Annotated in this window: 11 protein-coding genes; 9 read left to right on the forward strand and 2 right to left on the reverse strand. The window is 64.9% G+C overall.

Annotated elements, in window-relative coordinates:
- Positions 1–175: 175 nt before the first annotated feature.
- Together OOT43_RS00590 and aspS are read left to right on the forward strand one after the other, a co-directional pair.
- On the forward strand, positions 176–463 hold the full coding sequence (locus OOT43_RS00590; protein ID WP_266022700.1) for an FmdB family zinc ribbon protein: 288 nt from the start codon (positions 176–178) through the stop codon (positions 461–463).
- A gap of 71 nt (positions 464–534) precedes the next feature.
- Positions 535–2,334: an aspartate--tRNA ligase gene (aspS, locus tag OOT43_RS00595; protein WP_266022701.1), complete on the forward strand. Its 1,800-nt coding sequence runs from the start codon at positions 535–537 to the stop codon at positions 2,332–2,334.
- A 55-nt stretch (positions 2,335–2,389) separates the two neighbouring features.
- Here the strand turns inward: aspS and OOT43_RS00600 are convergent, their stop codons facing one another.
- Entirely contained in the window at positions 2,390–2,977 is a 588-nt protein-coding gene (locus OOT43_RS00600; RefSeq protein WP_266022702.1) for a TetR/AcrR family transcriptional regulator, read from the reverse strand.
- A 141-nt stretch (positions 2,978–3,118) separates the two neighbouring features.
- Here OOT43_RS00600 and OOT43_RS00605 point away from each other — a divergent pair, with 141 nt between their 5' ends.
- The 5 genes from OOT43_RS00605 (at position 3,119) to OOT43_RS00625 (ending at position 5,940) form a co-directional block, all read left to right on the forward strand.
- Positions 3,119–3,496, forward strand: coding sequence for a DsrE family protein (locus OOT43_RS00605; RefSeq protein WP_266022703.1), 378 nt, complete (start codon positions 3,119–3,121; stop codon positions 3,494–3,496).
- A 343-nt stretch (positions 3,497–3,839) separates the two neighbouring features.
- Complete coding sequence (locus OOT43_RS00610; protein ID WP_449406827.1) at positions 3,840–4,442, forward strand: pyridoxamine 5'-phosphate oxidase family protein; 603 nt, start codon at positions 3,840–3,842, stop codon at positions 4,440–4,442.
- Between the two features lie 162 nt (positions 4,443–4,604).
- Positions 4,605–5,069 carry an SRPBCC family protein gene (locus OOT43_RS00615; RefSeq protein ID WP_266022705.1) on the forward strand — a complete coding sequence of 155 codons (465 nt, stop codon included), beginning with the start codon at positions 4,605–4,607 and terminating at the stop codon, positions 5,067–5,069.
- A gap of 27 nt (positions 5,070–5,096) precedes the next feature.
- Positions 5,097–5,567: an SRPBCC family protein gene (locus OOT43_RS00620; RefSeq protein WP_266022706.1), complete on the forward strand. Its 471-nt coding sequence runs from the start codon at positions 5,097–5,099 to the stop codon at positions 5,565–5,567.
- Positions 5,568–5,583: 16 nt separating this feature from the next.
- Positions 5,584–5,940 (forward strand): ArsR/SmtB family transcription factor, encoded by a 357-nt coding sequence (locus OOT43_RS00625; RefSeq protein WP_266022707.1) that lies wholly within the window; start codon positions 5,584–5,586, stop codon positions 5,938–5,940.
- A gap of 243 nt (positions 5,941–6,183) precedes the next feature.
- Here the strand turns inward: OOT43_RS00625 and OOT43_RS00630 are convergent, their stop codons facing one another.
- Positions 6,184–7,377, reverse strand: coding sequence for an ammonium transporter (locus OOT43_RS00630; RefSeq protein ID WP_266022708.1), 1,194 nt, complete (start codon positions 7,375–7,377; stop codon positions 6,184–6,186).
- Positions 7,378–7,568: 191 nt separating this feature from the next.
- Between OOT43_RS00630 and OOT43_RS00635 the strand changes: the two genes are divergently transcribed.
- Both OOT43_RS00635 and OOT43_RS00640 read left to right on the forward strand, forming a co-directional pair.
- Complete coding sequence (locus tag OOT43_RS00635; protein WP_266022709.1) at positions 7,569–11,813, forward strand: DEAD/DEAH box helicase; 4,245 nt, start codon at positions 7,569–7,571, stop codon at positions 11,811–11,813.
- Positions 11,814–11,842: 29 nt separating this feature from the next.
- A complete protein-coding gene (locus OOT43_RS00640) occupies positions 11,843–13,195 on the forward strand; it encodes a GH1 family beta-glucosidase (protein WP_266022710.1) in 1,353 nt (450 codons plus the stop codon).
- Positions 13,196–13,207 lie beyond the last annotated feature (12 nt).

Raw genomic sequence — 13,207 nt, forward strand, 5'->3', positions numbered from 1 at the left:
CCCTTCGGGAGAGGACTGCGGTGAGGGAAGAGGCCGGGCGAATCATAGCACCGGTGCGGTGCGGCGGTAATCGGACCGGCCCTGGATACGGAAATTGCGCCCGGCCGGCCTTGATAAAGAATTCAGGCGTTCATATATGCGCCTTTGGTCCTTCAACAAACTGAGGAGTTTTTCGATGCCGATTTACGAATATCAGTGCAAATCCTGCGGCCACAGTCTCGAAGCCATGCAGAAGATCAGCGATGCGCCGTTGACCGATTGCCCGGCCTGCGGCCGGCCGGACCTGGCCAAGCAGGTCTCCGCCGCCGGTTTTCGGCTCAAGGGCGGCGGGTGGTACGAAACCGATTTCAAGGGCAGCAAGGACAAAAAGAAGAACTTGGCCGGCGATTCCAAGCCGAAGTCGGAAAGCAAGCCGGCGGATAGCGCCGCTGCGTCCAGCAAGCCGGCAGCCAAGGAGGCTTAAGCCGGCTTGCGTTGGCTCAAAGCCAACGCGTAACATCCGAAGTTTTTGAAGTCGATCAACAGAGTTTGAATATGCGCAGTCACCGTTGCGGGGAAGTGAATGAGGGCCTTCTGGGCGAGGAAGTCGAATTGTGCGGATGGGTGCACCGCCGCCGCGATCACGGCGGGGTGATTTTCGTCGATCTCAGGGACCGGGAAGGGCTGGTCCAGGTCGTGTTCGATCCGGACTACCAGGAATCCTTCAAGCTCGCCGAGACGGTCCGCAGCGAGTACGTCATCCGCGTGGTGGGTAAGGTCCGCAGCCGGCCCGAGGGGACGGAGAATCCCAACCTCAAGAGCGGCAAGGTCGAAGTGCTGGCCGGCTCGCTGGAAATCCTCAATCGTTCGGAAACCCCGCCGTTCCCCATCGAAAGCGACATTGAGGTGAACGAGGAGATGCGGCTGCGCTACCGCTACATCGACCTGCGCCGGCCGGTGATGCAGCAGCGCATGCGGATGCGCCGGGACATCACCCGCTTCCTGCGCAATTTCCTGGATCATCATGGCTTCTACGAGATCGAGACGCCGTTCCTCACCAAGGCGACGCCGGAAGGCGCGCGCGACTATCTCGTGCCCAGCCGCACCCATCCGCATTCGTTCTTCGCCCTGCCGCAGTCGCCGCAGCTGTACAAACAGCTGCTGATGATCTCAGGCATGGACCGCTATTACCAGGTCGTGCGCTGCTTCCGCGACGAGGACCTGCGCGCCGACCGCCAGCCGGAATTCACCCAGCTCGATATCGAGACCTCGTTCATGAGCGAGGACCAGATCATGTCTCTCATGGAGGCCATGATCCGCGATCTGTTCCGGGAGACCCTGAACGAGGAACTGCCGGAGCCGTTCCCGCGCATGACCTATGCCGAAGCCATGCGGCGCTTCGCCTCCGACAAGCCGGATTTGCGCATTCCGCTGGAGCTGGTGGACATCGCCGATCTCATGGCCGGGGTAGAATTCAAGGTGTTCGCCGGGCCCGCCGCCGATCCGGAAGGCCGGGTGGTGGCGCTCAAGGTGCCGGGCGGCGGCGACATCTCGCGCAAGGACATCGACGACCTGACCCGCTTCGTCGGCATCTATGGCGCCAAGGGCCTGGCCTATGTCAAGGTGAACGACCTCGGCGCCGGGCTGGAGGGCCTGCAGTCGCCGATCCTCAAGTTCATGCCGGAAGCCACGATTCGCGGCATTCTGGAGCGTACCGAAGCGCAGACCGGCGACCTGATCTTCTTCGGCGCCGATAAGGCGCGCATCGTCAACGAATCCGTGGGCGCGTTGCGGGTGAAGCTGGGTCAGGACCGCGGCTTGGTCGAGCCGGGCTGGCGGCCGCTGTGGGTCACCGATTTCCCCATGTTCGAGTGGGACGAGAAATCCAACCGCTGGATGGCTTTGCATCATCCCTTCACCGCCCCCAACTGCTCCGAGGAAGATCTCAAGCAGAACCCCGGCCAGGCCCTGTCCTGCGCCTACGACATGGTGCTCAACGGCACCGAGATCGGCGGCGGCTCTGTGCGTATCCACCGTACCGAGATGCAGCAGACCGTATTCGGGCTGCTGGGCATCGGCGACGAGGAAGCGCAGCAGAAGTTCGGCTTTCTGCTCAATGCCCTGCGCTACGGCTGTCCGCCCCACGGCGGCCTGGCCTTCGGCATGGACCGCCTGGTCATGCTGATGTCCGGGGCTTCTTCCATCCGCGAAGTCATGGCCTTCCCCAAGACCCAGTCGGCCTGGTGCCCGCTGATCGACGCCCCGGCCCAGGTCAACGACGCCCAGTTGCACGAACTCGGCATCCGTTTGCGGAAAAATCCGGCGGCGGAAGGCGGCAGCGCGCCTTCCACGTGAGGGCGCACTCCGAGGAGAGTAAATATCCCTGGATATACCCGATTCAGGCGGGTCCCTAGGCGGCGCCACCGGTCCTGTGAGAGGTCAGTAATTCTCGCTCCAAGTTGGCAAGGCAGTTCTGGAACGGACGGGTCGTACCCATCCCGCGGGAGACCACCAGGCTGCCCTGCAAGAGCGCTATGGCGCGTTCGGCCCGGAAACGGGCCGTATCCTCATCGAAGCCGGCATCGGTGAGGACGGCGGAAAGCGCTTCGATCCAGGCCTCGAATGCGTTCTTGATCAGGTTCGCGAACGGACCCTGGTCGGCGCGGGGCGACGACAGCATGTTCAGCAGACAAGCCTGTCTGCCGCCGGAATAGAATGCATCGACACTTCTGATCATGGCCCGGATCCGCACTTCCGGTGCTCCCCCCGACTTGAGCGGCGCGAGGATATGCTCGCTCAGCCACGCTTCCGCACGAGCCATCACCTCATGCGCCATCTGTTCCTTGCCGCCGGGGAAACGGTGGTAGAGGCTCGCCTTCTTGAGCCCTGAGGCTTCCGACAGCACGGCAAGCGAAGCGGCCTCATAGCCGACTTCGCGAAAGACATCGCTCAGCCTTTCGAGCAGAGCCGAATCCTCGATCTTAGCGGGTCGCGCCACGACATTTCTCCCTGCAAAGCATTACCTTAGCATATTACCGAACGAACGGTTAATTTGTTCTGGACAAAGGCCGTTGCATCGCATAATATACCGATCGTTCGGTAAAAAAGCCGAATGACACCCAAGATGAGGAGAAACACCATGTCCAAGACCGCCATCGTCATTCTGTCCGATCCGCAGTCCGGCTCCGAGGAAGCACTGGGACGCCTCTTCAACGCATTGTTCGTCGCCTACGAGCTGAAGGAGAAAGGCCAGGAGGTTGCCCTGATCTTCCAAGGCACCGGCACGCGTTGGGTCAGTGAGATCGCCAAGCCCGGCCACCCCGCCCATGGCCTCTACGAAGCCGTCAAGGACGTCGTCGTCGGCGTCTGCGGCGGCTGTGCCGACGTCTTCGGCGCGACCGCCGGCGCCGAAGCGACGGGTCTGCCCCTGTTACGGGAAAGGAACATCGCCGGCATCGCTGGTATCATCGACCTGTCCCGCTATCTCGACGAGGGCTATCGCCTGCTCATGTTCTGAAGTCATCCGTTTGCGCCGCCCTTCAGGGCGGCGCCCCAGGCATATCACGGAGGCCGAAATGCACGATCCTTTCCACCGCGGCGAACGTGCGATCCAAGAGCGGACAGGCGAACGCGACACCGCTCTCAGAAACGGGCGCTTGATATCCGATCGGATTCCAGCGGCCGCGGCGTCATTTGTAGTTCAGCAGCATTACTGTGCGCTCGGTTGGGCCTCGCCTGGCGGCGAACTGTGGGCGAGTTTACTCGCGGGCCCGCCAGGTTTCGCCCGTACCGACCAGAACCGGCAAACTTTGTATCTGCGACCAGGCGACGATGCCGGCACCCCGGCCCGAATGTCCCCCATGGCTGCGATGCGGGAGGGTGATCACCTAAGCGTATTGCTGATCGACTTCGCGACGCGGCGGAGGCTGCGCGTCAACGGCAGGGTCGAGCGGTGCGAGGAAGTGGAGATCGTCCTCGCAATCGATCAGGCCTATCCCCAGTGTCCGAAATACATCCGGAGCAGCCAGCATGGCGGGCGGGTGTCCGATCCTCCGGCGCTGGTGATCCGGGAGGGGGAGACCCTGAGCGACGATCTGATCGAATGGATTCGCGGCGCGGACACGTTCTTCGTAGCCAGCGCCCATCCAGACGGGCCGGCCGATGTTTCGCACCGCGGCGGCAGGCCTGGTTTCGTCAAATTCAAGGACGGCGTACTACGTATCCCCGACTATGCCGGCAACGCCATGTTCAGCACGCTGGGAAATTTCGCGCTCAATCCGCGAGCGGGTCTTGTTTTCGTCGATTTCGAGTCGGACCGCAGGCTTCAGATGACAGGCGATGTCCGCCTCGATCTCGAAGCCGCCGAGCCGGATGGCGAGATTGGCTGCACCGACCGGTGGTGGGAATTCACCCCGCGCAAGTGGGTCGTATCCCCGCTGAACAAGGTCACGCCTCGCGGCTAATCGGCAAATAAACCGCTTCGGCCTCGGCAGGCGATACGTTTCCTATTTTCCCGCCTCGCGCTGACCGGGTCAGACAGTAAATGCAACTATTTGGTTGCTTTATGCAGCGACTGAATCCATACTGCTAACCGCAACAATTGGGTTGCATAAAGGAGACGTCCCATGAGCCATTATCGACAGGGCCTCGTCCTCGAGGCTGACCCCGCCGCAGTTTATGCAGCGCTCACCACGCCCAAGGGCCTGCGCGGCTGGTGGACGCAAAATTGCGACGTCGCGACCGAAGTGGGCGGAATTCTCCGAGTCCGCTTCGGACATAGCTACAAGAACATGTGCATCGAGCGGCTGGAGCCTGGCCACGAAGTGCGCTGGTGCTGCACGGGTGCGCATATCGCCGTCGACCAACTCGCGCAAAAGGACGAATGGGTGGGTACGCATCTGGTCTTTCGCCTGACGCCGGACGGGGAAGAGCGAACACGCCTGGACTTCGAGCACGTCGGCCTCGTACCCGCTTTCCAGTGCTACGACCTGTGCAGCAATGGCTGGCGCCATTACTTGAACAGCCTGCAACAGTTCGTCGAGACCGGCCGCGGCACGCCTCATGAACTCGAGGCTGAATGCGTGAACTGAAACCTGAAAATAAGGAGTGAACCGAACATGAGTACGACCTCAAACACCACCGACCGCATCGAACGCAGTGTCGTCATCAGAGCCCCGCGAGAACGCGTGTGGCGGGCGCTCTCGAACGCGGAAGAATTTGGCACTTGGTTCGGTGCCAACCTGAAGGGACAGACCTTTGCCCCGGGCCAGCGCGTACGCGGCCAGATCACCGTTTGCGGGCACGAGCATGCCTGGTTCGATGTCGTCATTGAGCGCATCGAACCCCAGGATTTGCTCTCCTACCGCTGGCATCCGTACGCCGTCGACCCAGCCGTGGACTACACCGAGGAACAGCCGACGCTCGTGACGTTCACGCTGAAGGACATGCCCGGCAACAGTACGCTGCTGACGATAGTGGAATCAGGCTTCGACCGGGTGCCGCCGCACCGCCGGCTGGAAGCGTTCCGCATGAACAGCCGTGGCTGGGAAGCCCAGTTGAACAACGTCGTGCGCCATGCCAGCGCTTAAGGTCAAGGCAAATGGCATGGGCAAACCCGACGCCGGCCTGCCCGCGATAGTCCAATCGAGCGAAACTCTCGCGAACGTATTTGCGGCGCTGGGCGACCCAACGCGCCTGAAGCTCGTAGCCGTGCTCTGTGCGGGCGGTGCTTTATCGATCGCACAGCTCACAGCGAACACAGAAATCAGCCGGCAGGGTGTGACAAAACATCTTCATGTGCTGGCCGACGCGGGCGTAGTGCGCAACGTGAAGTCGGGACGGGAACGGCTCTGGCAACTGGAACTGGGGCAGATCGAGGAAGCGAAGCGAACGCTCGAGAGGATTGGGAGGGAGTGGGAGGTGGCATTAGGCAAACTCAAGAGATTTGCGGAATCACTCTGATCGGCTCCGCCGCAAGGACCAACCCATACAGAGGGCAATTTGCCCTTGAGTGTTGTGCTGGGTGCCCGGAGGATATCGACTGGGTCAAGGGGATGGTTGAACCGATAGTCATTGGTGTCCTGGATATAATCTGTGCGTGTGCGGCCGGAACGCTTTAGGTGTTCAGTCCATTGGATCGGCTATGGACCGGCGCACCGTCAGGGTGCCTTGGCTACGGCCTTTTCCATCGAGGCAGCGCAGGCGTTACCAGCCGGCTTCCTTCTCCGGGCTCGCGGAAATCTGGTGCAGTGTCAGGTCGGCACCTTCGAATTCCTCCTCCGGAGTCAGCCGCAGGCCGATCAGCATTTTCAAGCTGCCGTAAACGGCGAAGCCGCCGGTCAGGGCGATTGCAATCCCCAGTCCCGTCCCCAATACCTGCGCCATGAAGCTGATGCCGCCGATCCCCCCCAGCGCGCTCTGGCCGAAGATGCCGGCGGCAATACCGCCCCAGGCGCCGCAGAGGCCGTGCAAGGGCCAGACGCCGAGCACGTCGTCGATTTTCCAGCGGTTCTGGGTCAGGGTGAACAAATAGACGAACAGGAAGCCGGCGACCGCGCCGACGACCAGGGCGCCGGCCGGGTGCATCAGGTCGGAGCCGGCGCAGACGGCGACCAGGCCGGCCAGCGGGCCGTTGTGCACGAAGCCGGGATCGTTGCGGCCGGCGAGCAGCGCGGCAAGGGTGCCGCCGACCATCGCCATGAGCGAGTTGACGGCGACCAGACCGCTGATGCCGTTGAGGTTCTGCGCGGACATGACGTTGAAGCCGAACCAGCCGACGGTGAGGATCCAGGCGCCGAGCGCGAGGAAGGGAATGCTGGATGGCGGGTGGGCGGCGATCATGCCGTCGCGGTGGTAGCGTCCGCGCCGCGGTCCCAGCAGTAGCACTGCGGCCAGGCCGATCCAGCCGCCGACGGCATGGACCACCACGGACCCGGCAAAGTCATGGAACTGTGCGCCGAAGCGCGTTTGCAGCCAGCCCTGGAAGCCGAGGTTGGAATTCCAGGCAATGCCTTCGAACAGCGGATAGACGAAGCCGACCAGCAGGAAGGTGGCGGCGAGCTGGGGATTGAACTTCGAGCGTTCGGCGATGCCGCCGGAAACGATGGCCGGGATGGCGGCGGCGAAGGTCAGGAGGAAAAAGAACTTGACCAGACCGTAGCCGTTGTCCACCGTGAGCGTTTGCGCATCGTCGAAAAAATGGACGCCATAGGCGAGATAATAGCCGATGAAGAAATAGGCGATGGTGGACATCGCGAAGTCGCTGATTATCTTGACCAGTGCGTTCACTTGGTTCTTGCGCCGTACCGTGCCGACTTCGAGGAAGGCGAAGCCTGCATGCATGGCCAGCACCATGATGGCACCGAGCAGTACGAAGAGTACGTCTGCACTTTTTGTCATTGTTTTCCCTAAATAGCGGTTTTTCATTGAGTAGCGCGACTGAAGCAATATGCGGGCCACTACGGCGGAGTCTGCTATTGCCTTGTTTTGGCGCCATACGTCCAACTGTGGGGCGCAATCGGCATGATTTGTTATGGTGCATACAGTGACGGTGCTGGTATCTATTGGTGCATGGTCATGAGCATTTCGGCATGAGCATGGAAGGCTTCCACCCCATCGTCGGCGCATGGTTCGAAACCGCCATCGGTACGCCGACACCGGCTCAGCTCCGCGCCTGGGCAGCCGTGCAGGCCGGGCGCGACGTGCTGGTGGCGGCGCCCACCGGTTCGGGCAAGACCCTGGCGGCATTTCTGGCCGCCATCGACGAACTGGTTCGGGAGGGGGAGGTGTTTGGCCTGCCGGACGAGACCCGTATCCTTTATATCTCGCCGCTCAAGGCGCTGAGCAACGACATCCACAAGAACCTGCAGCTGCCTCTGGAAGGCATACAGCGGATGCTGTTCGAAGCAGGCCGGACCGCTCTGGCGATCCGCTCCCAGGTCCGCACCGGCGACACGCCGGCCACCGAGCGCGCCGCGATGAAGCGCCAGCCGCCGCATATCCTGGTGACTACGCCGGAATCCATCTACATCCTGCTGACCAGCGCCAGCGGGCGGCGGATGCTGGGTTCTGTGCGGACAGTGATCGTCGACGAAATCCACGCCGTGCTGGGCAGCAAGCGCGGCTCGCACCTGGCGCTGTCGCTGGAGCGGCTGGAAAGGCTCACCGGGCGGGGCCTGCGGCGGATCGGCTTGTCCGCTACCCAGCGTCCGGTCGAGGAGGTCGCGCGTTTCCTCACCGGCGGGCGCGGCGAGTGCATCATCGTGGACGAAGGCCACCGGCGGCGGCTGGACTTAGGGATCGAGCTGCCGGATTTCCCGCTGGAGGCCGTGCTGTCGAACGAGGCCGCCGGGCAGGTCTACGACCGCATGGCCGAACTGGTCCGCCAGCACCGCACCACCCTGGTGTTCGTGAACACCCGCCGCATGGCCGAGCGGCTGGCGCGGGCGCTGGCCGAACGGGTCGGCGAAGACAGCGTCACCTCGCATCACGGCAGCCTGTCCAAGGAGCAGCGGCTGGAGGCGGAAACCCGGCTCAAGGCCGGCGAGCTGAAGGCCCTGGTGGCAACGGCTTCGCTGGAGCTGGGCATCGACATCGGCGACATCGATCTGGTGTGCCAGTTCGGCGCGACCGGGACCATCGCCGCTTTCCTGCAGCGCGTCGGGCGTTCCGGGCATTATGCCGGCGGCCTGCCGAAAGGCAGGTTATTTCCGACCAGCCGCGACGATCTGGTCGACTGCGTCGCGCTGGTCGATGCGCTGCGGCAAGGCGAACTCGACCGCATTCCGATCCCGGCCCAGCCGCTGGACGTGCTGGCCCAGCAGATCGTCGCCATGGTGGCCTGCGAGGAATGGGGCGAGGACGAACTCTACGCCGCCGTGCGCGGCGCCTATCCCTACCGCGAGCTCGAACGCGAAGCCTTCGGCGCGCTGCTCGCCATGCTGGCCGACGGCTACAGTACCCGCCGCGGCATCCGCGGCGCCTATTTGCACCGCGACCGCATCCACGGCCGGCTGCGGCCCCGCAATGGCGCGCTGCTGACGGCGGTCACCTGCGGCGGCGCGATCCCCGACAATGCCGAGTACCGGGTGATCGTCGAGCCGAGCGGGGAAGTCGTCGGCAGCGTGGACGAGGACTTCGCCATCGAAAGCATGTCGGGCGACGTGTTCCAGCTCGGTAACACCAGTTGGCGGGTGTTGCGGCTGGAGGGCGGGGCGCTCAGGGTGGAGGACGCCGCCGGCATCCCGCCCAGCATTCCATTCTGGCTGGGCGAGGCGCCGGGACGCTCGTACGAGCTGTCGCTGGCGGTGTCGCGCCTGCGGACGCGGATAGAGGACAGCCTGGAGCAAGCGGCGCCGGAAAGAGTCGCCGCGGGACTGTCCGCCGAACTGGCGCTGGCGCCGGGGCCGGTGGAACAGGCGGTCAACTATCTGGCCGCCGCCAAGGCGGTGCTGGGCGTGCTGCCGACCTTCGACACGGTGGTGTTCGAGCGCTTCTTCGACGAATCCGGCGGCATGCAGTTCATCATCCACGCCCCCTTCGGCAGCCGGGTCAACCGCGCCTGGGGGCTGGCGCTGCGCAAGCGCTTCTGCCGCACCTTCAACTTCGAACTCCAGGCGGCGGCGACCGAGAACGCGCTGATCCTGTCGCTCGGCGTGGCGCAGAGTTTCGCCTTGGAAGAGGTCAAGCGGTTCCTGAGCGTCGACACGGTGAGGACCATCCTGGTCCAGGCGATGCTCGATGCGCCCATGTTCAAGGTGCGCTGGCGCTGGAACGCGGTCTGCGCCCTGGCGCTCAAACGCTTCCAGGGCGGCGGCAAGACCCCGCCCTATCTGCTGCGGATGCAGGCGGAAGACCTGGTGACCTGCGTGTTCCCCGACCAGCTTGCCTGTTTCGAAAACATCGTCGGCGACCGCGAGGTTCCCGACCATCCCCTGGTCAACCAGACCGTGCACGATTGCCTGACCGAGGCCATGGACCTGGAGCGGCTGATCGAGGTGATCCGGGGCATCCGCGAGGGGACGATCCGGGTCGAATGCCGTGACCTGACCGAGCCTTCGCCGCTGGCCGCCGAGATCGTCAATTCCAAGGTCTACACCTTCCTCGACGGCGCGCCGCTGGAAGAACGGCGGACCCGCGCGGTATCCATGCGCCGCTGGCTGGAGCCCAGTGCCGCCGACGACCTGGGCCGGCTCGATGCGGCGGCGATCGCCCGCGTGCTCGAGGAGATCGAGCCGCAAGGCGGTTCGGCGGAAGCGGTGCACGACGCGCTGAGCGTCTCCGGCTACGTCACCGTGCAGGAGGCCGCCCAAAAGGGCTGGATGCGCTTCCTGGCGGAACTCGCGGGCTCCGGCCGCGCCGCCCGTCTGCCTTGCGGCGGTGCGGGGCTGTGGCTCGCCGCCGAACGCTGGCCGCAGTTCCGGGCCGTCTATCCCGGCACCGCGACCGAACCTTCGCTGAGATTGCCGCCGGCCCTGAACGCCGAATTCTGGGAGCCCGAGCCGGCCCTGGTCGAGATTCTGCGCGCCCGCCTCGGCGTGACCGGGCCGGCGACGGTGGCGCGGCTCGTCGCCCAGACCGGGCTGGCCGCGGCGACGGTCGAGGCGGCCCTTTACGCGCTGGAAAACGAAGGCACGGTGCTGCGCGGCCATTTCACCCCCGGCGGCAGCGAAACCGAATGGTGCGAGCGCGGCATCCTGGCGCGCATCCATCGCTACACTCTCGGGCGGCTGCGGCAATCGATCGAGCCGGTCACGACGGCCGATTTCGTGCGGTTTCTCTTGCACTGGCAGCATGTGCATCCGGCGGCGAAGGCCCGCGGCAAGGACGGCCTCGCCCTGGTCCTGGATCGGCTCGAAGGCTTCCAGGCCACCGCCGCGGCCTGGGAACGGGAGCTGCTGCCCTTGCGGGTCGAGGATTACAATCCGGCCTGGCTGGACGCGCTCTGCGTCTCCGGCCGTATCCTATGGCGGCGTCTGCCCCGCGAAGGTTCCGGTGGCGGGGCGCTGCGGGTCGCGCCCTTGGTCCTGTTGCCGCGTTCCCACAACACCCAGTGGCTGCCCGCTGCGTCTCCGGAAGTGTCGGGCACCGCGGTCCGCGTGGCCGAGAGCCTGGAACGGCGCGGTGCGCAGTTCTTCGACGAACTGGTGGCTTCGACCGGCTTGCTCAAGACGCAAGCCGAGGAAGCCCTGTCGGAACTGGCTGCGAAAGGCCGGGTCACTTCGGACAGCTTCATGGGCTTGCGCGCCCTGCTGATGCCGGAGCAACGCAAGCGGCGCTACCGCGGCGTGACGGGGATCGAGGAGGCCGGGCGCTGGAGCCTGGTGCCGTCCGACCCGGGCGAGAATCAGGCGGACCGCACCGAGCATGCCGCCCGGGTGCTGCTGAAGCGCTACGGCGTGGTGTTCCGCAGCCTGCTGGAGCGCGAACCGGCGATGCCGGCTTGGCTGGAGCTGGTCCGGGTGTACCGGCGGCTGGAGGCGCGGGGCGAAATCCGCGGCGGGCGTTTCGTCGCCGGCCGCTACGGCGAGCAGTTCGCCTTGCCGGAGGCGGTCGAGTCGCTGCGCAAGCTGCGCAGCCAGCCGCCCGACGGGCTGGTCGTCTCCGTCGACGGCGCCGATCCGCTCAACCTGGCCGGCACCGTGCTGCCCGGCGAGCGCATCGCTGCCAACAGCGGCAAGCGGCTGGTGCTGCGGGACGGCGTGCCGGTGGCGGTGGGAACGGTGCAGGGGGTGGTGCATCTGACCACCGACGGCGGGCCGGTCGACCCGCGGCAAGTGGCGGCGCGGCCGCCGGTGGCGCCCGGCTTGCGGGCCTACCTGGGCAAGCGGCGATAATTCGAAGTTTTCGACAGACAGGACGTTGCATGAGCAGATACGAGTTTCCCGAGAATTTTCTGTGGGGCGCGGCCACCTCGGCCTACCAGGTCGAAGGCTCGCCCCTGGCCGATGGCGCGGGGCCCAGCAACTGGCACCGCTTCTGCCGCCAGCCGGGCCGGATATTGAACGGCGACACCGGCGACCTCGCCTGCGACCACTACCGGCGTTTCCGGGAGGACATCGCGCTGATGAAGGAACTGGGGCTCTCGGCCTACCGCTTCTCGATCGCCTGGAGCCGGGTGTTCCCGGAAGGGCGGGGCAGGCTCAATCCGGGCGGACTCGCCCATTACCAGTCCCTGGTCGACACGCTGCTGGCCCATGGCATACAGCCGATGGCCACGCTCTACCACTGGGATCTGCCGGCGGCGCTCGAGGATGCCGGCGGCTGGGCGAACCGCGACAGCGCGGGCTGGTTCGCCGACTATGCCCATGCCGTCATCCGCGCCCTGGGCGACAAGATCGATTTCTGGGCGACGCTGAACGAACCCTGGGTCATCATGGACGCGGGCCACATGTCGGGCGTGCACCCACCGGGCCATGTCTCGCCGAAGGAAGCGCCCTGGGTCTCGCATAATTTGCTGCGCGCCCATGCCTTGGGCGTTCAGGCCTTCAGGGCCGACGGCCAGGGCCGGATCGGCCTGGTGGTCAACCTCGAGCCCAAGTACGCCGCGACCGGCAGCCGGGACGACCGCGCAGCGACCGAGCGCGCCCATGCCTACATGAACCGCCAGTATCTCGACCCCGTGCTGCGCGGCGCCTATCCGGAAGAACTGGCGGAAGTCTTCGGGCCGCATTGGCCCCGGTTCGAGAGCGAAGACCTGCGCCTGATCCAAGAACCCATCGATTATCTAGGCATCAACTATTACACCCGTGCGGTGGTGAAGCACGACCCGCTGGGCGGGCCGCTCAAGGTTTCGGCCATACCCCAGCGCGGCGCGGAGCACACCGAGATGGGTTGGGAGGTTTACCCCCAAGGCCTGAAAGACATCCTGCTCTGGGTCAAGGCCCGCTACGGCGACATCCCGCTCTACATCACCGAAAACGGCGCCGCCTTCGCCGATCCGCCTCCGGCAGACGGCCGGATCGACGACCCGCGCCGCATCGCCTATTACCGAAGCCATCTGCGCGCGCTGCACGAGGCCATCGCCGAAGGCGTGGATGTCCGAGGCTATTTCGCCTGGTCGCTGCTCGACAATTTCGAATGGGCCTACGGCTATGCCAAGCGTTTCGGCCTGGTGCAGGTCGATCCGTTGACCCAGCGGCGTCATCCTAAAGCCAGCGCGGGATTCTATTCGGAAGTTGCCGGCAGCAACGGCGCAGTGCTGGAGCGGGAAGACTGAGGAGGGGGAGGT

Source organism: Methylococcus mesophilus (genome assembly GCF_026247885.1).
GTDB lineage: Bacteria > Pseudomonadota > Gammaproteobacteria > Methylococcales > Methylococcaceae > Methylococcus > Methylococcus mesophilus.